18 protein-coding genes and 2 tRNA genes are annotated in these 22,978 nt (G+C 61.9%); 5 read left to right on the top strand and 15 right to left on the bottom strand.

Annotated elements, in window-relative coordinates; all coding sequences use genetic code 11:
- Positions 1-13: 13 nt before the first annotated feature.
- Positions 14-1,951, top strand: a complete 1,938-nt coding sequence (locus ACFOEV_RS02000; protein WP_386771076.1) for a cellulose binding domain-containing protein — start codon at positions 14-16, stop codon at positions 1,949-1,951.
- Between the two features lie 67 nt (positions 1,952-2,018).
- On the opposite strand, the gene sucD is transcribed toward ACFOEV_RS02000, so the two are convergent.
- From sucD to sdhC, 9 genes are all read right to left on the bottom strand, one after another.
- Positions 2,019-2,891 carry a succinate--CoA ligase subunit alpha gene (sucD, locus tag ACFOEV_RS01995; protein WP_386771074.1) on the bottom strand — a complete coding sequence of 291 codons (873 nt, stop codon included), beginning with the start codon at positions 2,889-2,891 and terminating at the stop codon, positions 2,019-2,021.
- Complete coding sequence (gene sucC, locus ACFOEV_RS01990) at positions 2,891-4,057, bottom strand: ADP-forming succinate--CoA ligase subunit beta (RefSeq protein WP_386771072.1); 1,167 nt, start codon at positions 4,055-4,057, stop codon at positions 2,891-2,893. The genes sucD and sucC overlap by 1 nt, the downstream gene beginning before the upstream one ends.
- A gap of 147 nt (positions 4,058-4,204) precedes the next feature.
- A complete protein-coding gene (gene lpdA / locus ACFOEV_RS01985; RefSeq protein WP_386771071.1) occupies positions 4,205-5,638 on the bottom strand; it encodes a dihydrolipoyl dehydrogenase in 1,434 nt (477 codons plus the stop codon).
- Between the two features lie 54 nt (positions 5,639-5,692).
- A complete protein-coding gene (gene odhB / locus ACFOEV_RS01980; RefSeq protein ID WP_386771069.1) occupies positions 5,693-7,276 on the bottom strand; it encodes a 2-oxoglutarate dehydrogenase complex dihydrolipoyllysine-residue succinyltransferase in 1,584 nt (527 codons plus the stop codon).
- A gap of 41 nt (positions 7,277-7,317) precedes the next feature.
- The gene (locus ACFOEV_RS01975; protein WP_386771067.1) at positions 7,318-10,152 is read right to left on the bottom strand and encodes a 2-oxoglutarate dehydrogenase E1 component; all 2,835 of its coding nucleotides are present in this window, start codon (positions 10,150-10,152) and stop codon (positions 7,318-7,320) included.
- Between the two features lie 268 nt (positions 10,153-10,420).
- Complete coding sequence (locus ACFOEV_RS01970; RefSeq protein WP_386771065.1) at positions 10,421-11,131, bottom strand: succinate dehydrogenase iron-sulfur subunit; 711 nt, start codon at positions 11,129-11,131, stop codon at positions 10,421-10,423.
- Between the two features lie 10 nt (positions 11,132-11,141).
- Complete coding sequence (gene sdhA, locus ACFOEV_RS01965) at positions 11,142-12,914, bottom strand: succinate dehydrogenase flavoprotein subunit (RefSeq protein ID WP_386771063.1); 1,773 nt, start codon at positions 12,912-12,914, stop codon at positions 11,142-11,144.
- 3 nt (positions 12,915-12,917) lie between these two features.
- Positions 12,918-13,265 (bottom strand): succinate dehydrogenase, hydrophobic membrane anchor protein, encoded by a 348-nt coding sequence (gene sdhD, locus ACFOEV_RS01960; protein ID WP_386771061.1) that lies wholly within the window; start codon positions 13,263-13,265, stop codon positions 12,918-12,920.
- Positions 13,259-13,636, bottom strand: a complete 378-nt coding sequence (sdhC, locus tag ACFOEV_RS01955) for a succinate dehydrogenase, cytochrome b556 subunit (RefSeq protein WP_386771059.1) — start codon at positions 13,634-13,636, stop codon at positions 13,259-13,261. The genes sdhD and sdhC overlap by 7 nt, the downstream gene beginning before the upstream one ends.
- 408 nt (positions 13,637-14,044) lie before the next feature.
- On the opposite strand from sdhC, the gene gltA reads away from it, so the two are divergent.
- Both gltA and ACFOEV_RS01945 read left to right on the top strand, forming a co-directional pair.
- Entirely contained in the window at positions 14,045-15,331 is a 1,287-nt protein-coding gene (gene gltA / locus ACFOEV_RS01950; RefSeq protein WP_386771057.1) for a citrate synthase, read from the top strand.
- 100 nt (positions 15,332-15,431) lie between these two features.
- On the top strand, positions 15,432-16,328 hold the full coding sequence (locus ACFOEV_RS01945) for an NAD(P)-dependent oxidoreductase (protein WP_386771055.1): 897 nt from the start codon (positions 15,432-15,434) through the stop codon (positions 16,326-16,328).
- Positions 16,329-16,830: 502 nt separating this feature from the next.
- On the opposite strand, the gene ACFOEV_RS01940 is transcribed toward ACFOEV_RS01945, so the two are convergent.
- From ACFOEV_RS01940 to ACFOEV_RS01925, 4 genes are all read right to left on the bottom strand, one after another.
- A tRNA-Glu gene (locus ACFOEV_RS01940) sits at positions 16,831-16,906 on the bottom strand.
- A 21-nt stretch (positions 16,907-16,927) separates the two neighbouring features.
- Positions 16,928-17,003: transfer RNA gene (locus ACFOEV_RS01935), tRNA-Ala, on the bottom strand.
- Positions 17,004-17,198: 195 nt separating this feature from the next.
- Positions 17,199-18,677: a glutamate--tRNA ligase gene (gltX, locus tag ACFOEV_RS01930; protein WP_386771053.1), complete on the bottom strand. Its 1,479-nt coding sequence runs from the start codon at positions 18,675-18,677 to the stop codon at positions 17,199-17,201.
- An 80-nt stretch (positions 18,678-18,757) separates the two neighbouring features.
- Positions 18,758-19,654, bottom strand: coding sequence for a LysR family transcriptional regulator (locus tag ACFOEV_RS01925; protein ID WP_386771051.1), 897 nt, complete (start codon positions 19,652-19,654; stop codon positions 18,758-18,760).
- A gap of 427 nt (positions 19,655-20,081) precedes the next feature.
- Between ACFOEV_RS01925 and ACFOEV_RS01920 the strand changes: the two genes are divergently transcribed.
- Positions 20,082-20,675 (top strand): helix-turn-helix domain-containing protein, encoded by a 594-nt coding sequence (locus ACFOEV_RS01920; RefSeq protein ID WP_386771049.1) that lies wholly within the window; start codon positions 20,082-20,084, stop codon positions 20,673-20,675.
- A gap of 72 nt (positions 20,676-20,747) precedes the next feature.
- On the opposite strand, the gene ACFOEV_RS01915 is transcribed toward ACFOEV_RS01920, so the two are convergent.
- Together ACFOEV_RS01915 and ACFOEV_RS01910 are read right to left on the bottom strand one after the other, a co-directional pair.
- Positions 20,748-21,296, bottom strand: coding sequence for a hypothetical protein (locus ACFOEV_RS01915; protein WP_386771047.1), 549 nt, complete (start codon positions 21,294-21,296; stop codon positions 20,748-20,750).
- A 153-nt stretch (positions 21,297-21,449) separates the two neighbouring features.
- Positions 21,450-21,689 (bottom strand): hypothetical protein, encoded by a 240-nt coding sequence (locus ACFOEV_RS01910; protein ID WP_386771045.1) that lies wholly within the window; start codon positions 21,687-21,689, stop codon positions 21,450-21,452.
- Positions 21,690-21,981: 292 nt separating this feature from the next.
- Between ACFOEV_RS01910 and dusA the strand changes: the two genes are divergently transcribed.
- Positions 21,982-22,974 carry a tRNA dihydrouridine(20/20a) synthase DusA gene (gene dusA, locus ACFOEV_RS01905; RefSeq protein ID WP_386771043.1) on the top strand — a complete coding sequence of 331 codons (993 nt, stop codon included), beginning with the start codon at positions 21,982-21,984 and terminating at the stop codon, positions 22,972-22,974.
- Positions 22,975-22,978: the final 4 nt, after the last annotated feature.

Raw genomic sequence — 22,978 nt, 5'->3', positions numbered from 1 at the left:
TTGGAGACATTGCATGAGCAACCACAACGGCATTATCGACGTCAGCATCAGCACCACGGCCACAGAACTCGAGGAATTGATCGGCAGCGCTCCCCAAAACACCATCCTCAAGCTCGAGGCTGGACATTATGTTTTCGATGACGCCATCACCATTGCTCGTTCCGATATTTCGTTGGTCGGCGCCGGCTCCGGCCAGACCACCCTCACCTTCAGCAACGCGGCCCTCGATCGTAATGACGACTATGGCATTCGCGTGGATGGCAGCGAGAATGAAACCATCGGTTCGCTGCAGTCCGCGCTCGACGAGGGCGAACGCCTTCTCACGCTGGGCCAGGACCATGGCCTGAAGCCCGGAGATAGCGTGCGGCTCTGGCAGGACAACGACGACGCATTCTTCGAGGAGATCGGCGACACCTCCTGGCGCAAGCAGCAGTACGCCGAATTGCGCACCAGCATGGCCAAGGTCGCCGCCGTCGATGGGGGCACCGTCACCCTCGACCGCGGCGTGCATTTCGGTTTCGACGCCGGCAAGACACAGGTCGAACGCCTCGATACGGTCAACGGCGTCACCCTGGAAGGTTTCAGCATCGGCTTCGAGCTGGGCATCCCCGACAAGGCGACCTTCGAGAATACCCTGGACGAGTTGACGGGATATCAGGCCGTGTCTCTCGATGGCACGGTGGATAGTCGGCTGTCCGATATCCAGGTCGTCAATGGTCCTTCCAAGGCCTTCCACATCGCGAGGTCGCTCGACAGCGTGGTCGATGGCATCGAGGCCCATGGCGCCTTCAACAAGGGCAGTGGCGGCAACGGCTATGCCTACGAATTGCGGGAGAGCTACGACGGTACCTTCACGGGGCTGGAGGATACCGGCATGCGGCACGGCCTGCTGTTCGCCTCCTGGCGTTCTTCGGTGGGCAATGACATCGAAGTGGCCTCTACCGACCGCGATATCAACTTCCACGGTGGCCGGGATCATGGCAACAGCGTGCACGTCCTGGAGTCCATTCGCGATCCCGAGGCCGACGAGATGTCGACCACGTTGTGGGTCAACTCCGGTGGCGAAAGCTTCGGCGCCATCACCGACGCATCAGCCAATCAGGTCAGCTTCGACTATGTGATAGGCTCACGCCGCGACGATACCCTCCAGGGATCCGACGACGGGGTCTACCTGGACGGCGGCCTGGGCCATGATCACCTCACCGGCGGCGTCGGGGACGACATTCTGCAAGGAGGCCCGGGCAACCATGGCTATGACGGCGACGACGTGCTCGATGGCGGCGATGGCAACGATACGGCGCTCTACCTGCAGAGCTACGATGCCTTCGACATCGTGATCGCGGAAGACGGTGAGGTCACTATCCGGGGCGAAAGCGGTACCGACACCTTGGTCAACATGGAGCGCGCCGTTTTTGCCGACGGCACCCACCTCGACCTCGGCACCGGCGAAGTCACCAGCGGAGAGCCGATGAGCATTCCCACCCCCGCCGACATCCTCGGTGACTCAACCACGACAACCACTGAGGAATCGACCACGACCTCCGGGGACTCGACTACGACCACAGAGGATAGTACCCAGACCGAGGCGGAGGCCGATATCACCATCACCGGCAATGTCACCAGCGAATGGTCGAGTGGGTACGTGGCCGAGATCTTTGTCGAGAACACCTCGGAGAGCGATATCGTCGACCCCGTGGCCAGCTTCTCGCTGCCTGCCGATATCGACACGCTGTGGAACGGTGAACTCAGCGAGAGCGACGGTGGCTATCAGGTCAGCGATGACGAGAGCAATACCTTGACGCCCGGCGAGGTCTGGCGCTTTTCCTACAAGGCCTACGGCGAGGACCAGTCACTGCCCGAAACGGTCGCCGTGCGCGGTGCCGACGGCCAGGACCTGGAGGTCCAGTTGCTCGGCATGAACGGCACCCAGGTCGACGACGTGCCAGCATAGCGCCCTTCCAGACAGGAAAAAGGGCACCCGAAGGTGCCCTTTTTCGTGCGGGTCAGGAAGGCATGGCTTACCAGCCAGTGGCTTCCTTCAGTGCGTCGCCGATCTCGGCCAGGGAACGCACGGTCCGGACGCCCGCGGCTTCCAGGGCGGCGAACTTCTCGTCCGCGGTGCCCTTGCCACCGGCGATGATGGCGCCCGCATGGCCCATGCGCTTGCCGGGAGGGGCAGTGACACCGGCGATGTAGGAGACCACCGGCTTGGAGACGTGCTCCTTGATGTAGGCCGCGGCCTCTTCCTCGGCGGTACCGCCGATCTCGCCGATCATGACGATGGCTTCGGTCTGCGGGTCCTTCTCGAACAGCTCGAGGATGTCGATGAAGTTGGAACCCGGGATCGGGTCGCCGCCGATGCCCACGCAGGTGGACTGGCCGAAGCCGTGATCGGTGGTCTGCTTGACCGCTTCATAGGTCAGGGTGCCGGAACGCGACACGATACCGACCTTGCCGGGCTGGTGGATGTGGCCCGGCATGATGCCGATCTTGGTCTCGCCCGGCGTGATCACGCCCGGGCAGTTGGGACCGATCAGGCGCACGCCCAACTCGTCGCACTTCACCTTGACGTCGAGCATGTCCAGGGTCGGGATGCCTTCGGTGATGCACACGATCAGCTTGATGCCGGCATTGGCGGCTTCGAGGATCGAATCCTTGCAGAACGGGGCGGGCACGTAGATCACGCTGGCCTCGGCACCGGTCTTCTGCACGGCTTCCTTGACGGTGTTGAACACCGGCAGACCGAGGTGCTCCTGGCCGCCCTTGCCCGGGGTCACGCCCCCGACCATCCGGGTGCCGTAGGCGATCGCCTGTTCGGAATGGAAGGTCCCCTGGCCACCGGTGAAGCCCTGGCAGATGACCTTGGTGTTCTTGTCGATCAGGATGCTCATTACTTGCCCTCCGCCGCTTTGACGACCTGCTGTGCCGCGTCAGTCAGGCTGGTAGCAGCGATGATGTTCAGACCGCTGGAAGCCAGCTTCTCGGCACCCAGCTCGGCGTTGTTACCCTCGAGACGCACCACCACCGGCACGTTGACCCCGACCTGCTCGACGGCACCGATGATGCCCTCGGCGATCATGTCGCAACGCACGATGCCACCGAAGATGTTGACCAGCACGGCCTTCACCGAATCATCGGAGAGGATCAGCTTGAAGGCTTCCGCCACGCGTTCCTTGGTGGCACCACCGCCGACATCGAGGAAGTTCGCCGGCTGACCGCCATTGAGCTTGATGATGTCCATGGTGCCCATGGCCAGGCCGGCGCCGTTGACCATGCAGCCGATGTTGCCTTCCAGCGCCACGTAGTTGAGCTCCCACGCCGCGGCTTCGGCCTCGCGCTCGTCTTCCTGGGACGGATCACGCATCGCCTGCAGGTCCGGATGACGGTAGAGGGCGTTGCTGTCCAGGTTGATCTTGGCGTCGAGGCAGTGCAGGTTGCCTTCGTCGGTGATCACCAGCGGGTTGATCTCGAGCAGCGCCAGGTCCTTGTCGTGGAACAGTTTGGACAGCCCCAGGAAGATCTTGGTGAACTGCTTGACCTGATCACCGGAAAGGCCCAGCGCAAAGGCCAGCTCACGTGCCTGGTACGGCTGGGCACCGACCAGCGGATCGATCTCCGCCTTGAGGATCTTCTCGGGAGTTTCCTCGGCGACCTTCTCGATCTCCACGCCACCCTCGGTGGAGGCCATGAACACGACGCGACGCGTCTGGCGGTCGACGACAGCGCCCAGGTACAGCTCGCTGGCGATATCGGTGCAGTTCTCGACCAGGATCTTGGCGACCGGCTGACCGTTCTCGTCGGTCTGGTAGGTCACCAGGTTCTTGCCCAGCCACTGCTCGGCGAAGGCCTTGGCCTCCTCCGGACTCTTGATCAGCTTGACGCCACCGGCCTTGCCGCGGCCACCGGCGTGAACCTGGGCCTTGACGACCCACATCTCGCCACCGATCTTCTTGCAGGCCTCGGCGGCCTCTTCGGGAGTGTCCACGGCGAAACCCTTGGACACCGGCAGACCATAATCGGCAAACAGTTGCTTGCCCTGATACTCGTGAAGGTTCATCGATTCATGCCATTGGTTGCATGTGACTCGAACGATGACCGCGGCGGCGCTTCTGGCGCCGAACCCGGGTCACCCCCGTGCGTTCCCGATACGTCGCCGGAAACGACGCGCCACCCTCGGGTGGCGCTTGTTATTGCGTAATGCGAACTAGCGCTTCTTGCGGTTGGCCATATGGATGGCGTGGCCACCGACGGCCAGGGCCGCCTCATGCACGGCTTCCGAGGTGCTCGGGTGAGCGTAGCAGGTCAACGCCAGATCCTCGGCGCTGGAGCCGAACTCCATGGCGATCACACCCTGGGCGATCAGTTCGCCGGCGTGCTGGCTGACGATATGCACCCCCAGGATGCGGTCGGTCTCGGCATCGGCGATGACCTTCGCCATGCCATCCGGAGCATTGTTGGCAAGCGCGCGGCCGTTGGCGGAGAACGGGAAGGAGCCGGTCTTGACCTCGATGCCGGCAGCCTTGGCTTCCTGCTCGTTCATGCCTACCCACGCCACTTCCGGGGCAGTGTAGATGACGCAGGGAATGGCGTCATAGTTCATCTCGGCCTTGTGGCCGGCGATGATGTCGGCGACCATCACGCCCTCTTCCGAGGCCTTGTGAGCCAGCATCTGGCCACGCACGCAGTCGCCGATGGCATACACACCCGGCACGCTGGTACGGCACTGATCGTCGACGAAGATGAAACCGCGCTCGTCGAGCTTGACGCCGGCATCCTCACCCAGCACCCCCTGGGTGTAGGGACGGCGACCGACACACACGATCAGCTTGTCGAAGGTCTGCTCCTGCTCGCCCTTGGCATCGGTATACTTGACGACGACTTCCTTGCCCTTGACCTCGGAACCGGTGACACGAGCGCCCAACTTGATGTCCAGGCCCTGCTTCTTGAGCAGCTTCTGGGTTTCCTTGGCAATGGCGGTATCCACCGCCGGCAAGAAGGTGTCCATGGCCTCCAGCATGGTGACTTCGCTGCCCAGACGATTCCACACGCTGCCCAGCTCCAGGCCGATGACACCCGCGCCGATCACGCCCAGACGCTTGGGTGCTTCCGTGAATTCCAGGGCACCGCTAGAGTCGACGACCAAGTCGTCGGTCAGCGGCGTGGGCGGAATCTCCACCGGTACCGAGCCGGTGGCGATAACGATGTTGTCGGCTTCATAGACGGTCTTGTCACCGCCATTGTTGACTTCGACCTGCTTGCTGGACAGCACCTTGCCGGTACCATCGAGAGCGGTGACCCCATTGGCCTTGAACAAGGCGCTGATGCCACCGACGTTCTTGGCGATGACCTTTTCCTTGAACTCGAGCATCTTGGCGATATTCGGTGACAGATCGCCCACCTCGATGCCGATCTCGTCGTAATGGTCGCGCGCCTCGACGAATTTGTGCGAGGTCTCGAGCAACGCCTTGGACGGGATACAGCCCACGTTCAGGCAGGTGCCGCCGTGCACGACCTTGCCTTCCTTGTTGGTCCACTTTTCCACACAGGCCGTCTTCAGCCCGAGCTGTGCGGCACGAATGGCGGCAACATACCCGCCGGGACCAGCGCCAATGACGATCACATCGAATTTATCGGCCATGAAATCTTCCTGTTTAGTCGGATCGCTTGAGAGTTCGTTGCGTAACGACGCGCCTTAGATATCCAGCAGCAGGCGCGCTGGATCCTCCAGCAGCTCCTTGAGGGTGACCAGGAACTGCACCGCGTCCTTGCCATCGATCATGCGATGGTCGTATGACAGCGCGAGGTACATCATCGGCCGAATCTCGACCTTGCCGTTAACGGCCATGGGACGTTCCTGGATCTTGTGCATGCCCAGGATCGCGGTTTGCGGCGGATTGAGAATCGGCGTCGACATCAGCGAACCGAAGATGCCGCCGTTGGTGATGGTGAAGGTGCCCCCCTGCATCTCGTCGATGCCGAGCTTGCCGTCACGGGCGCGCTTGCCAAAGTCGACGATGGTCTTTTCGACATCGGCGATCTTCATGCTGTCGGTATCGCGCAGCACCGGCACCACCAGGCCGCGGTCGGTGGAGACGGCCACGCCGATATCCTGATAGCCGTGGTAGACGATATCGGTGCCGTCGATGGAAGCATTGACGTCCGGGAAGCGCTTGAGGGCTTCGGAAGCCGCCTTGACGAAGAACCCCATGAAGCCGAGCTTGATGTCATGGGCCTTGAGGAAGGTATCCTTGTACTGGGCACGCAGGTCCATCACCGCGCCCATGTCGACCTCGTTGTAGGTGGTCAGCATGGCAGCGGTCTGCTGGGCCTGGACCAGTCGCTTGGCGATGGTCTGGCGCAGACGGCTCATCGGCACACGTTTCTCGGGGCGCTCGCCTTCGAAGGCCGGTACAGCCGCCGCGGCACTCGCTTGGGGTGCAGCGGCAGGCTTGTTGGCGGCCTTCTTGGCATTGCCCGCCTGGACGGCACGTTGGACATCCTCCTTGAGGATGCGTCCTCCCTTGCCGGACCCCTCGATCTTGCTCACGTCGAGGTTGTGCTCGGCGACCAGCTTGCGCGCCGCCGGCGCCAGGATCTTGTCACCGAGTTTTTCATCGCCGCTTTCCTCGGCTCCCTTGGCCTCGGCACTCGGTTCGGCCTGGGTCTTGCCCTCCTCAACCTCGCCTCCGGCACCTTCAGCAAAAAGTGCCAGCACCGCCTCGGATTCCACCTGTGAACCTTCCTCGGCGTTGATTTTGCTCAGCGCGCCATCGGCGGGAGCCACGACTTCCAGCACCACCTTGTCGGTCTCGATATCGGCCAGCACCTCGTCACGCTTGACCGCCTCGCCGACCTGCTTGTGCCAGGTGGCCACGGTGCCTTCCTGGATCGATTCCGGGAAGCTCGGCGCCTTGACCTCATGGGTCTTGGCCGAAACAGCCGGCTTGTTGGCAGCGGCCGGCTTTTCGGCCTTGGCTTCGCTCTCGTTCACGGATTTCGCTTCTGCCTTGTCGTTCACCTTGGGCTCGGCTTTCTGACCCGCTGCCCCCAGCAGGCCCAGCACCTGTGCGGACTGGACGGTATCACCCTCTTGCGCCTTGATCTCGGACAGCGTGCCGGCTTCCGGCGCCACTACCTCGAGCACGACCTTGTCGGTCTCGATTTCGACGATCAGTTCGTCACGCTCAACGCTATCGCCCGGTTGCTTGTGCCAAGCAGCCACGCTGCCTTCGGCAACGGATTCCGGAAAGGTTGGCGCTTTGATCTCGGTAGCCATTTCGTTTCCCTTGTGTGTTCTCTCTCGTCCGATAGGACGCCTCAGGCATTGAAGGCGTCGTCCACCAGTTGGCGCTGCTGTTCGACATGAACGGACATGTAGCCCGACGCGGGGGCGGCGGAGGCCGGACGACCAGCGAACTTGAGCCCGCGGCCCAGGCCCTCGCCCAGCATGTCGGCGACCACACGCATATGGTGCTGGCTCTGGTACCAGGCTCCCTGGTTGAGCGGCTCCTCCTGGCACCACACCACCTGTTCCAGGTTGGCGTAAGCCTTGAGCGCCTCGTAGAGCTCCTCCTTGGGGAAGGGATAGAGCTGCTCGAGACGCAAGACGGCGGTGTCATCACGCTCGTGCTCACTGCGATAGCTGGCCAGGTCGTAGTAGACCTTGCCGGCGCATAGCACCACACGCCTGACCTTCTCCGCCTCGAGCTTGCCCTGGTCCGGCAGCACCATCTGGAACTTGCCGTGAGCCAGCTCTTCCAGGGTCGAGGTGGCTTCCTTGTGACGCAGCAGGCTCTTGGGCGACATCACCACCAAGGGCTTGCGCAGCGGGCGAATCACCTGGCGACGCAGCAGATGGAAGATCTGGGCCGGAGTGGTCGGCACGCAGACCTGCATGTTGTGCTCGGCACACAGCTGCAGGAAGCGTTCTAGGCGTGCGGAGGAGTGTTCCGGTCCCTGGCCTTCGTAGCCGTGCGGCAGCAGCATGGTCAGGCCACACAACCGCCCCCACTTGGTCTCGCCGGAGGAGATGAACTGGTCGACCACCACCTGGGCGCCATTGAAGAAGTCGCCGAACTGGGCTTCCCAGATGATCAAGGCATTGGGCATCGTGGTGGCATAGCCATATTCGAACGCCAGCACCGCCTCTTCCGACAGGAAGGAGTCATGGATGGTGAAGCGTGGCTGACCATCGGCGATATGTTCTAGCGGTACGTAGGTGCTGCCATCCTTCTGGTTGTGCACCACCGCATGGCGGTGGGAGAAGGTGCCGCGGCCGCTGTCCTGGCCGGTGAAGCGGATCGGGTGGTCCTGGTCGAGCAGCGTGGCATAGGCCAGCGTCTCGGCGAAGCCCCAGTTGATCGCCATGCCACCGGCCAGCATCTTGCGGCGGTCCTCGTAGATCTTGGCCACCTGGCGCTGCACCTGAACGCCGTCGGGGATCTCGCACATCCGGGCGGCGAGCTGCTGCATGCGCTTCATGTCGACGGTGGTATCGGCATCGCCGGTCCACTGATGGCCGAGGTAGGGCGCCCAGTCGACGAACAGCTCCTTGTTGGGCTCCTTGACCAGGGCATTGGCGACATGGTTGCCGGCCAGCAGATCATGGCGATAGGTCTCGATCAGTGCCTGGCCTTCTTCTTCCGGCACCACACCCTCCTCGGCCAGGCGCTGGGCGTACAGCGCGCGAGCCGACGGGTGATTCTTGATCTTCTGGTACATCATCGGCTGGGTGCCGGACGGCTCGTCGGCCTCGTTGTGACCGCGGCGGCGGTAACAGACCAGATCGATGACCACGTCGCGCTTGAACTGCTGGCGATAGTCGGTGGCCACCTGAGTGGCATGCAGCACGGCATCCGGATCGTCGCCGTTGACGTGGAAGATCGGCGCCTGAACCATCTTGGCAATGTCGGTGCAGTACTCCGTGGAGCGGGTGTCATCGGGGTGCGAGGTGGTGAAGCCCACCTGGTTGTTGATGACGATGTGCAGCGTGCCACCGGTCTTGTAGGCGCGGGTCTGGGACATCTGGAAGGTCTCCATGACCACGCCCTGGCCGGCAAAGGCAGCGTCGCCATGGACATTGATCGGCAGCACCTTGTCGCCTTCGCTGTCGTCGCGACGATCCTGACGAGCGCGCACCGACCCCTCCACCACCGGCGACACGATCTCCAGATGCGAGGGGTTGAAGGCCAGCGCCAGGTGCACTTCGCCGCCCGGGGTCATGACGTTGGAACTGAAGCCCTGGTGATACTTGACGTCACCCGAGCCCTGCTCGATCACCTTCTTGCCGTCGAACTCCTCGATCAGCTCGGAAGGGCTCTTGCCGAGGATATTGACCAGCAGGTTGAGACGGCCACGGTGGGCCATGCCGATGACCACTTCCTTGGTGCCATAGCCACCGGCACGTTGGATGATCTCGTCCATCATCGGGATGAAAACCTCGCCGCCCTCCAGGCCGAAGCGCTTGGTCCCCGGATACTTGGAGGCCAGATAGTTTTCCAGCCCTTCTGCCGCGGTCAGTCGCTCCAGTACATGCTTGCGCACCTCGGGGCTGAACTTCGGCTTCGAGCGCACCGACTCGAAACGCTGCTGCAGCCAGCGCTTCTCTTCGGTGTCGACGATATGCATGATCTCGCAGCCGATCGACCGGCAATAGGTCTGCTCCAGGGCATCGACGATCTCCTTGAGCGGCGCCTTGTCCTTGCCCAGGAAGAAGGAGCCGGTCTGGAACTCGGTGTCCAGGTCGGCGGACGATAGCTGATGGAAAGAAAGATCGAGATCGGGAACCGGTACCTGACTGCGCAGCTTGAGCGGATCGATATCGGCCTTCTGATGGCCACGGAAACGATAGGCGTTGATCAGCTGGAGAACCCTGACCTGCTTCTTGCTCTCGCCGCTGTCGATGGCCGTTGCGGCCTGGGTGGCGCGTCGGTTTTTGCCGAGCTGATAGAACTGGTCGCGAATCGGGCTTAGTGGAACATCGTGGGAGGAGCTGCCGTCTGGACGGGGCAATCGATCGAAATAGTTGCGCCATTCGTCTGGGACAGCATTTGGATCGACGAGGTATTGCTCATAGAGCGCTTCCACATAGTGGGCATTGCCACCACTCATGTGGGAGGTGCGCCACATCAACTCCATTATGCCTTCTTGCATCTCTCGGTCACCCTACACTGATGGGGTGTTGTCGGCGCCGGATACGGCATCGCCGCATCGGGCGTTTCTGGTGCCCTGCCGGAAGGGCGATCATGCTAACCGGCGAACTCCGGACCTGGCCGTGATCGATAGGGTCCGCGAGCCTTGCCATCCATCGTCGAGAGCCGGTGCACTAGGCACCGGCTCTCGACGACGCGGCCGGGCCCGACTGCGACACTTGGTCACAGCCGAAAACCGGCGCCCATGATAGCAAGCTAAGCGCCACGATTTAAGTGGCATTGGCCAACAGCATCTCGCGAATCTTGCCGATGGCGCGGGTCGGGTTGAGTCCCTTGGGACATACCGCCACACAATTCATGATGCCACGACAACGGAACACCGAGAACGGATCCTCGAGATCGGCCAGGCGTTCGCGGGTCGCGGTGTCGCGCGAGTCTGCCAGGAAGCGATAGGCCTGCAGCAGGCCAGCGGGACCGACGAACTTTTCCGGGTTCCACCAGAACGACGGACAGGCCGTCGAGCAACAGGCACACAGGATGCACTCGTAGAGGCCGTCGAGCTTGTCGCGATCTTCCGGCGACTGCAGCCGTTCGATGGCCGGCGCCGGCTCGTCGTTCTGCAGGTACGGCTGGATACGCTCGTACTGCTTGTAGAAGATCCCCATGTCGACCACCAGGTCGCGGATCACCGGCAGGCCGGGCAGCGGACGCAGTGCCAGCTTGTTGCTCTTGACCACCTCGGACAAGGCGGTGACACAGGCCAGACCGTTCTTGCCGTTCATGTTCATGCCGTCGGAGCCGCACACCCCTTCACGGCAACTGCGGCGGTAGGCCATGGAGCTGTCCTGCTCCTTGATCAGGCTCAGCACATCGAGCACCATCAGGTCGCGGCCCTTGGTGTCGACCTGGAACTCCTGCATGTAAGGTGCGGAATCGGTTTCCGGATTGTAGCGGTATACGGATACCTGAAGCGTGGACATCGTGACCCCCTTAGTAAGTGCGGACTTTCGGCTCGAAGGTATCGACAGTCTTCGGCGTGAAGTTGACGTCGCGCTTGCCGAGCTTCTTGTCAGCCGGGAAGTACAGCGAGTGCTTCAGCCAATTGACGTCGTCACGGTCCGGATAGTCATAGCGGGAATGCGCGCCGCGGCTCTCCTTGCGCTCCAGCGCCGAAATCGCAGTGGCCTCGGCCACTTCCATCAGGTTGTCGAGCTCCAGTGCCTCGACACGCGCGGTGTTGAAGGCGTTCGACTTGTCGCCCAGGTGAGCTTCGGCGATCCGGCCACGCAGTTCGGCAAGCTTCTTGACCCCTTTCTGCATGTTGTCTTCCTGGCGGAACACACCGAAGGCATTCTGCATGACGTCCTGCAGTTCAGCCTTGAGCGCGGGCACCGACTCGCCGCCCGCCGACTCGTTCCAACGGCTCATGCGCTTCATCGCCGCATCCACGTCCGACTCGGAGGCGTCGAGGTAATCGATGCCGTCGTTGAGCGCCCCTTCGATGAACATGCCGGCGGCGCGGCCGAACACCACCAGATCGAGCAGCGAGTTGCCGCCCAGGCGGTTGGCACCATGCACCGAGACACAGGCCGCTTCGCCGCAGGCGAACAGGCCGTTGACGACCTGGTCGTTACCATCGGCGTCCTGCATGATCGCCTGGCCATGCACATTGGTAGGAATGCCGCCCATCATGTAGTGGCAGGTCGGCACCACCGGGATCGGCTCCTGGGCCGGATCCACATGCGCAAAGGTCTTGGACAGCTCGACGATGCCCGGCAAGCGCTTGCCGAGAACTTCCTCACCCAGGTGGTCGAGCTTGAGGAAGACATGATCGCCCTTCTCGCCGCAGCCACGGCCTTCGAGGATCTCCATGACCATGGAGCGGGCGACCACGTCGCGGCCAGCCAGATCCTTGGCGTTGGGTGCGTAACGCTCCATGAAGCGCTCGCCGTCCTTGTTGATCAGGTAGCCCCCCTCGCCACGGCAACCCTCGGTCACCAGGGTGCCCGCGCCATAGATACCGGTGGGGTGGAACTGCCACATCTCCATGTCCTGCATCGGGAAGCCGGCGCGCAGCGCCATGCCGATACCGTCACCGGTGTTGATCAGGGCGTTGGTGGTGGAAGCGTAGATGCGACCGGCCCCGCCGGTGGCCAATACCGTGGCCTTGGACTTCACAAGCACCACTTCGCCGGTTTCGATGCAAAGCGCGATGCAGCCGACCACATCGCCATTGGCGTTCTTGACCAGGTCGACGGCATACCACTCGTTGAGGAAGGTGGTGTTGTTCTTCAGATTATTCTGATAAAGCGTGTGCAGCAGCGCATGCCCGGTACGGTCGGCGGCGGCGCAGGTACGTGCCGCCTGGCCCCCCTTGCCGAAGTCCTTGGACTGGCCGCCGAAGGGGCGCTGATAGATGCGGCCATTGTCGAAGCGCGAGAACGGCAGGCCCATGTGCTCGAGCTCGAAGACCGCCTTGGGCCCCTCGGAGCACATGTACTCGGCCGCGTCCTGGTCAGCGATATAGTCACCGCCCTTGACGGTATCGTACATGTGCCAGCGCCAGTCGTCGTTGGGGTCGGCGGAAGCGATGGCACAGGTGATGCCGCCTTGGGCGGAAACGGTGTGCGAGCGGGTCGGGAACACCTTGGACAGGACGGCCGTCTTCTTGCCGGATTTGGCAAGTTCCAGGGCGGTACGCAGGCCAGAGCCACCACCACCGATGATGATTGCGTCAAAGGTCAGGCTACGCATGTTAGACATGAATCAGGCTCCCCACAGGACTTGAACGCCCCACACCAGAAAGACGAAGATGGCCAGGATGATGATGGTCTGGACGGTGAGACGGACGCTGGTCGACCTGAGATAGTCGGTGACCACGGTCCACAGACCGATCCACGCATGCGCCGCTATCGAGACGAAAGCCAGCAGGGAGAAGATCCGCATCCACGTCTGTTCGAACAGACCGCTCCAGGCGGCATAATCCAGTCCCGGGTTGAGCAGCAGATAGCCGACGAGGAAGAGTGTATAGAGTGCGAGGATGATCGCCGAGACGCGCTGAATCAACCAGTCGGACAGGCCACTGCGGCCGAAGTTCGTGATGTTGGTTACCATACCCAGACTCCCGCCAGAATCACCAGGACCGCACTGACCACCACAGTGATCTGTGCCTTGCGCACACCGCTTTCCAGGGTCACGCCGATGTGGATATCCATCAGCAGGTGCTTGATGCCGGCCACGAAATGGAAGGCCAAGGCGGACAACAGACCCCAGGCAATCAGCTTGGCCAGGATATTGTGCTCCAGGGCATCACGCACCGCCGCGAACCCCTGAGCGGAGGAAAGCGATTTGTCGAGCGCCCAGAAGCCGAAGATCAGGCCGATGAACAGGACGACGCCAGTAATACGGTGGGCAATCGACGTCAGCGCCGGAAGCGGGAAGTGGATCGTGGAAAGATCGAGGTTTACAGGTCGTTTGCTATTCACGGCTCTTTACACACTCTCTTAGCCCGCTCTTCTGTGCATCGGACATGGGTCCGAGCGGGCGGTGATTTTGAGGAAGGGCTCGGCCGTCTGCCAAGTCGGCGCGACCTCTACTCCTGCCTGTCGCGCGGGGTGGATTATAGGGACTAGGGACAACCATGACAAATCGCAGAAGTCTAAGAACGACCATCGTGTTGCCTTGACCGACGCCAGGAAAGGGGGAAAATGGTGCAAAGCACCATCAGCTATACAAACCCTATAACAAGCCCTTCCCCTTGCACAAGGCAACTGCCCGATGGGCTAATTGACAATCCCCGGGACACTTCTATAGTGGGCAGACCTTTTTCGCCGACATGGCAAGCGAGACAACGACTTATCGCCTGACACCCAGATAAAATAGAGGAGGCCAGCATGGCTGACAGGAAAGCGCAGTTGACGATCGAAGGGCTAGACAAGGTAATCGAATTTCCTGTCTACTCCGGCACTGTCGGTCCTGACGTCATCGACGTCCGAGGCCTGACCGCTGAAGGTTTCTTCACCTACGACCCCGGCTTCATGGCCACCTCCTCCTGCCAATCCGCCATCACCTATATCGATGGAGGCAAGGGGGTACTGCTGCACCGCGGTTACCCGATCGACCAACTGGCCGACCACTCCAATTTCGTCGAACTGTCCTACTTGCTGCTGTTCGGCGACTTGCCGACCAACGAAGAATACGCCACCTTCGAAAGGACCATTCGTAACCACACCATGGTTCACGAGCAGTTGGCCAATTTCTACAAGGGGTTCCGTCGCGACGCCCACCCCATGTCGATCCTGTGTGGTGTGGTCGGCGGCTTAGCGGCCTTCTATCACGACCATATGGACATCACCCGTGAGGAAGATCGTTTCATCAGCGCCATCCGGCTGATCGCCAAGATGCCGACACTGGCGGCGATGAGCTACAAGTACAACATCGGCCAGCCGTTCAACTATCCGCGCAATGACCTGCAATACGCGGAAAACTTCCTGTACATGATGTTCAGCAACCCCTGTGAGGAGTACAAGATCAACCCGGTCTTCGCCAAGGCCATGGATCGCATCTTCATGCTCCACGCCGACCACGAGCAGAACGCCTCCACCTCGACGGTACGTCTGGCCGGCTCCACTGGCGCCAATCCGTTCGCCTGCATCAGCGCCGGCATTGCGGCCCTGTGGGGGCCGGCCCACGGCGGCGCCAACGAGGCGGTGCTGAACATGCTCGACGAGATCGGCGACGAGTCGGAGGAGAACATCCAGCGCTTCGTCGACCGGGCCAAGGACAAGGACGACCCTTTCCGCCTGATGGGCTTCGGCCACCGCGTGTATCGCAACTTCGACCCACGCGCCAAGGTCATGAAAGAGACCTGCGACGAGGTGTTGAGCGAACTGGGCATGGCCGATGACCCGCAGCTCAAGATCGCCAAGCGCCTGGAACAGATCGCTCTGGAAGACGATTACTTCATCGAGCGCAAGCTCTACCCCAACGTCGACTTCTATTCGGGCATCATTCTCAAGGCCATCGGCATTCCCACCAATATGTTCACGGTGGTCTTCGCCGTATCGCGCACCATCGGCTGGATCTCCCACTGGAACGAGATGATCAGCGGCGACTACAAGATCGGTCGCCCGCGTCAGCTCTATATCGGGCACGACAAGCGCGACTACCCGGCCAAGTGAGTGTTCCTGTCCTACGCTGAAGTATCGAGAAAGTCATCGGGGTCGCCTACGGGCGACCTCTTTCATTTCTCCACAGCCATTCGCATCGAGGAGCCAACCAATGCATAACGAGATCTCACGTGTCGCCTTCATCGGTCTTGGCGTGATGGGCTATCCCATGGCCGGCCACCTGGCCCATGCCGGTCTTGAAGTGCGCGTCTACAATCGCACGAGCGCCAGGGCCGAAGCCTGGTGTCAGGCATACACGGGCAGTCATCACCCCTCCCCTCGCGAAGCGGCCGAAGGAGCCGATCTGGTGCTGATGTGCGTAGGCAACGATGACGATGTTCGCCAGGTTACCTTCGGCGAACATGGCATCCTGGCCGGCATGAGCGCCGGCAGCGTGCTGGTCGATCACACGACGGCCTCGGCCACCCTCGCGTACGAACTCGATACTGCGTGCCGCGAACGAGACGTCGACTTCCTCGACGCCCCGGTGTCCGGTGGTCAGCAAGGTGCCGAGAACGGCGTCCTGACCATCATGTGCGGGGGCCAGCAGCCAGTCTTCGAACGGGTCCAGCCGGTGCTCGAACACTATGCCCGAGCGGTCAACCTGCTCGGCCTCGCCGGCAGCGGCCAGCTCACCAAGATGGTCAACCAGATCTGTGTCGCCGGGCTGGTCCAGGGGCTGGCCGAGGGATTGCATTTCGCGGAACAGGCCGGCCTCGACCCGACCCGGGTCATCGAGGTGATCTCCCAAGGGGCAGCCAATTCCTGGCAGATGGAGAACCGCCACCAGACGATGATCGCCGACCAGTACGACCATGGCTTCGCCGTGAACTGGATGCGCAAGGATCTGGCAATCTGCCTGGAACAAGCCCGCAAGGTGGAGGCACGCCTGCCGGTCACGGCCCTGGTCGACCAGTTCTATGGCGATATCCAGGCCATGGGCGGTGGCCGCTGGGACACCTCTTCGCTGCTCAGACGCCTGCGCCCGGCAGCCGCACGCAAAGACTGACTTTTCTCATTTTTTCATCCTAGCGCTCTTCATACCCTCGAATCGCAGGGCACCCCTTCTGCCCTGCGATTCCATGCTGCGCCACAGCGAACCCAGGTGCCGCCTGGCCCCCTGCCGAGGGGCGCTTCGTTTTCCACACTTTCTGTGGATAACCCTGTTCAAAACCTCGAGAAAAGTCGCATCAGTTACCATGACAGGCGGGTTACGCTTAGATTGATCACTTTTTGATCAAATATAAGCTATTGATTTCAAAGGGGATAAGGAGAAAGCCTCACAGTCGTACAACATCCGCCCGGCTTGTGCACAAGCCGGGCGTCTCAATGTCGGGAAGTGGACAACTTGAAGGCCATGTCAAGGGTGACAAGAGGAAAAATTTGCCTGCAGACCGCCTCTGAATAACCGAAATGGCCAACACACGAAGTATGAGAAAAGGTAATCCCAGCGACAAAAAAAGACGCCTTCGGCGCCTTGGAGAATGACCATCGACATCGGTCAGGAGAGGTGGCGTCCCATAGGGGGTTCGAACCCCTGTTCCCGCCGTGAAAGGGCGGTGTCCTGGACCACTAGACGAATGGGACGCAACGGTCGTCACGATGAGTTGGTGGAGCCTAGCGGGATCGAACCGCTGACCTCGACACTGCCAGTGTCGCGCTCTCCCAGCTGAGCTAAGGCCCCAGAACTCGTCGAAAGACTCGTGAAGACGGGGCGCATATTACTGATTCGCCCCGGGTTGGTCAACAGAAAAATCAGCTGCAAGCTGTAAGTCTTAAGCTTTAAGCAACAGCCAAAGGCCAAGGCGGCGTGCACCCTGCCTACCCGACGGCAGCCCTCTTCCTTTCAAGGGGTTACTTACAGCTTACAGCTTCCGACTTACAGCTCTCGGTATTCCTTCTCGAAACGCTTGGCCTGCTTCTTCGAGACGCCACCCAGCACCTCGATGGCATGACGCAGCCGTGCCCGGGTCAGATCGGAGCCCAGGATCGCCATCGCGTCCAGCACCGAAGTCGAAGTCGAGGATCCAGTCACGGCGATGAACACCGGCGCCAGGAAGGCCTTCATCTTCAACTCGAAATAGCCGGTCAGATCCTTGATCTCGGCCAGCAGCACCTCCTTGTCCCAACGACTCACCCCTTCCAGGCGCCAGACCAGGAACTGCAGCAGCTTGAGCAGCGTCTCGCGCTCCAGCTTGACGGATGCGAAGCTGGCCTCGTCGATACGCGGCAGTCCCGAGAAGAAATGACCGGCCAGGGGAGCCACATCGGACAGCGTCTCGACCCGCGGGCGCACCTGAGGCAGGATCTGACGCACGTACTCCTCATTGAACGCCCAGTCACGCAGGGCCTCGAGGAAGGCATCGTCGTCGAGATCCTCACGAATATAGACGCCGTTGAGCCAAGTCAGCTTGTCGAGGTCGAATACCGGCCCGCCCAGCGACACACGCTGGATATCGAAATGCGCCATCATCTCGTCGAGGCTGAACTTCTCGCGATCGTCGGGCATCGACCAGCCCATGCGGCCCAGGTAATTGGTCACCGCCTGCGGCAGGAACCCCATGCGCCGGTAATAGTTGATCGAGGTCGGGTTCTTGCGCTTGGAAAGCTTGGACTTGTCGGGGTTGCGCAACAGCGGCATGTGGCAGAGCACCGGCATCGGCCAGCCGAAGTATTCGTACAGCAGTTGATGCTTGGGCGCCGAATTGATCCACTCCTCGCCACGCAGCACATGGGTGATGCCCATCAGGTGGTCGTCGACCACGTTGGCCAGGTGATAGGTCGGCATACCGTCGGACTTGAGCAGGATCTGGGCATCGACCTGGGCCCAGTCCACCTCGATGGTGCCACGTAACATGTCCTCCACCACACAGGTGCCGTCCGCAGGCACCTGCATGCGCACCACGTAGGGCCACCCTTCGGCTTCACGCCGGGCCAGCTCGTCCTTGGGCAAGGCCAGGTCGGCCGGCTTCAGGGCCAGATGCAGGCCCTCGGCCTTGCGCGCCTCGCGAAGCTCGTCGAGTTCTTCACTGGTGCGATAGCACTTGAAGGCATGCCCGGCCTCCAGCAACTGCCGCGCGTATTCGGCGTAGAGTTCGCCGCGCTCGCTCTGGCGATAGGGGCCATGCGGCCCGCCCACATCGGGACCCTCGTCCCACTCCAGCCCCAACCAGCGCAGCGAATCGAGGATCATCTGCTCGGATTCCGGCGTGGAACGCACCCGGTCGGTATCCTCGATACGCAGAATGAACTGGCCGCCGTGCTGGCGGGCGAAGCACAGGTTGAACAGGGCGATATAGGCGGTGCCCACGTGGGGATCGCCGGTGGGCGACGGGGCGATACGGGTACGTACGGTCATTGTCTTGCCAGATCCGTTGGGTGAATGAACTTGACGGCATTATACGCACTCGGCCGCTACCCATCAGCTCTGGGGACAGGTTATAGCGCCAGATGCTCGCGAAACCAGTCGGTGATGAAGTCCAGGTAGGCGCGGGTCTTGTCGGGGAGGTACTTGCGCGAGCGAAACAGCACCAGCATGCTGCCGTGCTCATTCCAGTACGGCTGCAGCAACGGCACCAATACCCCTTCGGCAACAGCCGCGCGGGCGGCGAAGGTGGGTAGATAGGCCAGGCCGAAGCCGGCCTTGGCCGCCTCCACCACTCCCAGCAGGTTATTGATCACCAGTCGCGACTGCGGCTCGATATCGAGCGGCTGGCCGTTGAGCGAGAAACGCCAGTGCGCGCCCAGGTCGTAGTTGCCATAGAAGATGCTGTCGTGCTCGCGGATATCCTGCGGATGCAGCGGCCGATTGACGCGCACCAGGTATTCCGGTGCGGTGTACAAGCCATAGACCACCTTGCACAATGGCCGCGACACCAGGCTCGAAGGAGGCAGCGGCCCCATGCGAATGGCCAGGTCCACCGAGTCGTCGATGGGTTCGAAACGCTGGTCCTCGAGCAGAATCTCCACCGCCACGTCCGGGTAGCGACGCATGAAGGCGGTGGTCGGCGCCGCCAGATACATGAAACCGAAACTGACTTGGGCGCTGACCTTGAGCTGTCCACGGGGGCGAGCGGTCACCGATTGCACCTGGGCCTCGGCCGCCGACAGCTCCTCGCGAATACGCAGCCCATGCTCATAGTAGATCTGCCCCGCCTCGGTGAGATGCAGCGAGCGTGTCGAGCGGTTGAGCAGGCTCACCCCCAGCTCCTCCTCCAACGCCGCCACCCGCTTGGAGGCCATCGACTTGGAGATCCCCATGCGCCTGGCCGCTGCGGTGAAACTGCCGTTACGCACCACTTCGACGAAGACCTTCAAGGCATCCAGGGTCGCCACATCACCCTCCTCTTCATGCCAGCTCCCGACCGCGACGCCAGCGGGCTCGCGATCATGTTTCCATTTTGGAAACACAAGTTTTCGATTGTACCCCCTTATTCCGCAAAAGCCGACTGCCTATACTGCCCAAGCGCTCGGAGACGACCCATTCATTGCGCCGTCCCCGAGCGTCAACGCCATCAGGCCGCGGCAATCCCGCCTAGGCCTGGATGACGCCTTCAGTGCACTTCCGCTTGCGCGCCGCCGGTTGTCTGTAGACACCGGCGCGCTTTTCTTTCCGCTTCTCCGCGTCACCTTCCGATGTCCTGGCACACGCATGGCACTTTATCCTGTGACACAAAGTTGTCACATCGTTGATGCGTGATCTTGCACAGTAATAGCGGGATACTGGAGCATCACTACCCTCACCTCAAATAGAGATGTAGCGATGGATGCTCTAGGTCCTCGGATCAAGCGGCTACGCCAACAGGCCGGCCTGAACAAGGCAGCGCTGGCGCGGCTGGTGGGTGTATCGGATGTCACCATTTCCTACTGGGAGTCCGGCGCCATCAAACAGATCGGCCATGAGCGACTGGTAGCCCTGGCCTGCGCACTGGGCTGCCCACTGAGCGAACTCCTCGACGATCGCCCCAAGCCCACCCCCCAGATATTGCAACTCAACGCCACACCGCCGGTGCCCTGGCTAGACAAGGTCAGAAGCCCCATTACCTTGCCTCAGGAACTCTTCTATGCCTCGGTCGGTGTCGAGGCCGAGTGTTTGCTGGTGACGCCTGCCCCCGATCAACACTTCGACTTCCTCGCCCGCGGCGATCTGGCTGCCGTCAGTCCTACCTCGACCTTCCAGCGTGTCGGGCTCTATGTTGTCGAACACCGAAGCAAGATCCAGGTACGGCGGCTCCAGCAAGGCCCCACCGGTGAACTGCAACTGACGGGAGAGTCTCAGGCCGAGAACGACGTCACCACCGCCGACGCCACACTCCGCCTGCATGGCAAGATCCAGGCCCGCTGGCGTATGCAGTGACAAGCGTGATGTCAACGAAGCGCAGGCAGTGGAAGGAAGGGGGATCGGCCACGTCACGTGCCGACATCCTGTTCAGCCCCCCATGGTATAGGTGATGGAATATTCGGCAGTCGTGCCCTGATGCACCGACTCGTATACCAGCGGCCCACTGAGGTGCTGCCCGCGATCGCCAATCCGGGCCTGCACCGCCTGGGGCTGAACGCTCGCCGGTTGCAACGACACCGTGATCGTATATGTCCCATCGGGCAGACCACTCCCGGGGCCGAACGGCTCCGCCGAGAAGCGACCGTCACTGACGCTGGTACGATGACGCCAGCGCACACCGCTGGCACGGCGCTCGACGATAATCAGCAGCACGGCGTCATCGGGCAGGTTGGTTTCGCCTGACACACGCAGCCGACGATCGGGAAGTGGCTCCGCCGACGCACTGATTGCCACCGGTTCGGAGAATGGCTCGGGAGCAGGTGCCGCTTCGGGATTGGATGACGCTGCCTCGACATTTCGCTCCGGCTCGGCGACCGGTGCCGCGGCATCATCGTTGTTGTCGCCACAGGCGGCGAGAGACAAGGACGCCACCACGCCAATACCCAGACCTCGCAACCAGCCGCTCCACACTCTCATCCACTCCTCCTCGCGCACCTCGGGTCACAGCCGGACCCACTCCCTGCCAATACCCCTAAGCCATTGAGACCTATTGGGGATGGCCCTGTCCAGCACTGCTGTATAACCAATAGGAGGAACGGGAGACAGTTGTCGAGAGAAGCGCTCACTTCTCTATTCGATCCCCAGGGCTGTGTATCCCGTAGCGGTGAGTTCGATTCGTTGAGGGTCATGGCTGTCCTGGAAGCGCGTGACCGTAATCAGACCCTTGGCTTCCAGGTCATCGATATCGTCCAATACCTGTGGCAACAGACTGTCCTCGCCGGCATGGCCAAAGGGGGACGCCAGCACTCCGCCATGTTGGAGAACACGGGAAAGGAGTTCCCTCTGGTGGCTTGTGAGATCCGTACTCATGTTCTGTTCCTTGTGACGATGGCTCCCCGAAAGGTGGCATGTGCATGATCCCTCAGTATGGACGAGCGGCACCAGGCCAAGGAGGCAGCCGTGGACACTCACGCATCACTGCCCTAGCCCCAACTTGGCCGCGCCAAATCGCCCCAGTAAGTGCTTACTAGCCAAGTAGGCCTATCACTGACGGATTTTCTCGACCGATCGCAAACCCAGCGATGCCTTTCCAGGGTATCGCGCGTCGTGCTCCCGGGCTGCTAGAATGTGTGCCCTTCTGCTCACCTCTTTGTGATGCCCGATGCCCGATATAGACCGCACCTTCTCCGTCGCGCCGATGATGGATTGGACCACCCGCGATTACCGCGCCTTCGCGCGCACGCTGACGCGGCGTGCGCTGCTGTATACCGAGATGGTGACGACCGGGGCGATTCTGCATGGCAGCCCGCGGGAGCGGTTTCTGGGCTATGACGCGGTGGAGCATCCTTTGGCCCTGCAATTGGGCGGTAGCGACGCACGAGAACTCGCGGAGTGCGCGGCCATCGCCGAGGCATGGGGCTATGACGAGGTCAACCTGAACGTCGGCTGCCCCAGCGACCGGGTGCAGAACAACCTGATCGGCGCCTGTCTGATGGGCCATCCGGAGAAGGTCGCCGCAGCGGTGCGGGCGATGATCGATGCCGTCTCGATTCCGGTGACGGTGAAATGCCGTATCGGAATCGACGACCAGGACGAGGACGCCGACCTGGAGCGTTTCATCTCGCTGGTGGAGGACGCCGGCTGCAAGACGTTCATCGTGCACGCTCGCAAGGCCTGGCTGCAGGGGCTTTCCCCCAAGGAAAACCGTGACGTACCCCCGCTCAACTATGCTCGCGTGCATCGCCTGAAAGCCAGCCGTCCCGAGCTGCATATCGGCATCAACGGCGGCATCAAGACGCTGGAGGAGTGCCGGGCCCAGCTCGCCCACGTCGACAGCGTGATGGTGGGTCGCGAGGCCTATCAGAATCCCTGGCTGCTGGCTCAGGTGGATGAAGCGCTGTATGGCGAACCCGCGCCGGTCGAGAACCGCCATGCCGCGGCACAGGCCCTGCGCCCCTATATCGCCGAGCGGCTGGCCGAGGGCGCCAAGCTCAACCATGTCACCCGCCACCTGCTCGGCCTGTTCCAGGGCTGCCCCGGCGGGCGCCGCTTCCGCCGTCACCTGTCGGAGAACGCGCACCGCGACGGTGCCGGTCTTGCCGTGTTCGACGATGCACTGGGCCTGGTCGCCGAGCGGGAGGCGGAGCCCGCCTGACCCT

Source organism: Litchfieldella rifensis, assembly GCF_042646605.1.
Classification (GTDB): domain Bacteria; phylum Pseudomonadota; class Gammaproteobacteria; order Pseudomonadales; family Halomonadaceae; genus Litchfieldella; species Litchfieldella rifensis.
The sequence above is the reverse complement of the archived record's forward strand: the minus strand, read 5'-3'. Positions and strand labels throughout refer to the sequence as shown.

Excerpts from the sequence above, each read along its gene's own strand:
- sdhD (WP_386771061.1), bottom strand. The coding sequence starts at position 13,265 with ATGGTAACCAACATCACGAACTTCGGCCGCAGTGGCCTGTCCGACTGG.
- ACFOEV_RS01945 (WP_386771055.1), top strand. The coding sequence starts at position 15,432 with ATGCATAACGAGATCTCACGTGTCGCCTTCATCGGTCTTGGCGTGATG.
- lpdA (WP_386771071.1), bottom strand. The coding sequence starts at position 5,638 with ATGGCCGATAAATTCGATGTGATCGTCATTGGCGCTGGTCCCGGCGGG.
- gltA (WP_386771057.1), top strand. The coding sequence starts at position 14,045 with ATGGCTGACAGGAAAGCGCAGTTGACGATCGAAGGGCTAGACAAGGTA.
- sdhA (WP_386771063.1), bottom strand. The coding sequence starts at position 12,914 with ATGTCTAACATGCGTAGCCTGACCTTTGACGCAATCATCATCGGTGGT.
- dusA (WP_386771043.1), top strand. The coding sequence starts at position 21,982 with ATGCCCGATATAGACCGCACCTTCTCCGTCGCGCCGATGATGGATTGG.
- sucC (WP_386771072.1), bottom strand. The coding sequence starts at position 4,057 with ATGAACCTTCACGAGTATCAGGGCAAGCAACTGTTTGCCGATTATGGT.
- gltX (WP_386771053.1), bottom strand. The coding sequence starts at position 18,677 with ATGACCGTACGTACCCGTATCGCCCCGTCGCCCACCGGCGATCCCCAC.
- ACFOEV_RS01975 (WP_386771067.1), bottom strand. The coding sequence starts at position 10,152 with ATGCAAGAAGGCATAATGGAGTTGATGTGGCGCACCTCCCACATGAGT.
- ACFOEV_RS01915 (WP_386771047.1), bottom strand. The coding sequence starts at position 21,296 with ATGAGAGTGTGGAGCGGCTGGTTGCGAGGTCTGGGTATTGGCGTGGTG.
- ACFOEV_RS01910 (WP_386771045.1), bottom strand. The coding sequence starts at position 21,689 with ATGAGTACGGATCTCACAAGCCACCAGAGGGAACTCCTTTCCCGTGTT.
- sucD (WP_386771074.1), bottom strand. The coding sequence starts at position 2,891 with ATGAGCATCCTGATCGACAAGAACACCAAGGTCATCTGCCAGGGCTTC.
- ACFOEV_RS01920 (WP_386771049.1), top strand. The coding sequence starts at position 20,082 with ATGGATGCTCTAGGTCCTCGGATCAAGCGGCTACGCCAACAGGCCGGC.
- ACFOEV_RS02000 (WP_386771076.1), top strand. The coding sequence starts at position 14 with ATGAGCAACCACAACGGCATTATCGACGTCAGCATCAGCACCACGGCC.
- ACFOEV_RS01970 (WP_386771065.1), bottom strand. The coding sequence starts at position 11,131 with ATGTCCACGCTTCAGGTATCCGTATACCGCTACAATCCGGAAACCGAT.
- odhB (WP_386771069.1), bottom strand. The coding sequence starts at position 7,276 with ATGGCTACCGAGATCAAAGCGCCAACCTTTCCGGAATCCGTTGCCGAA.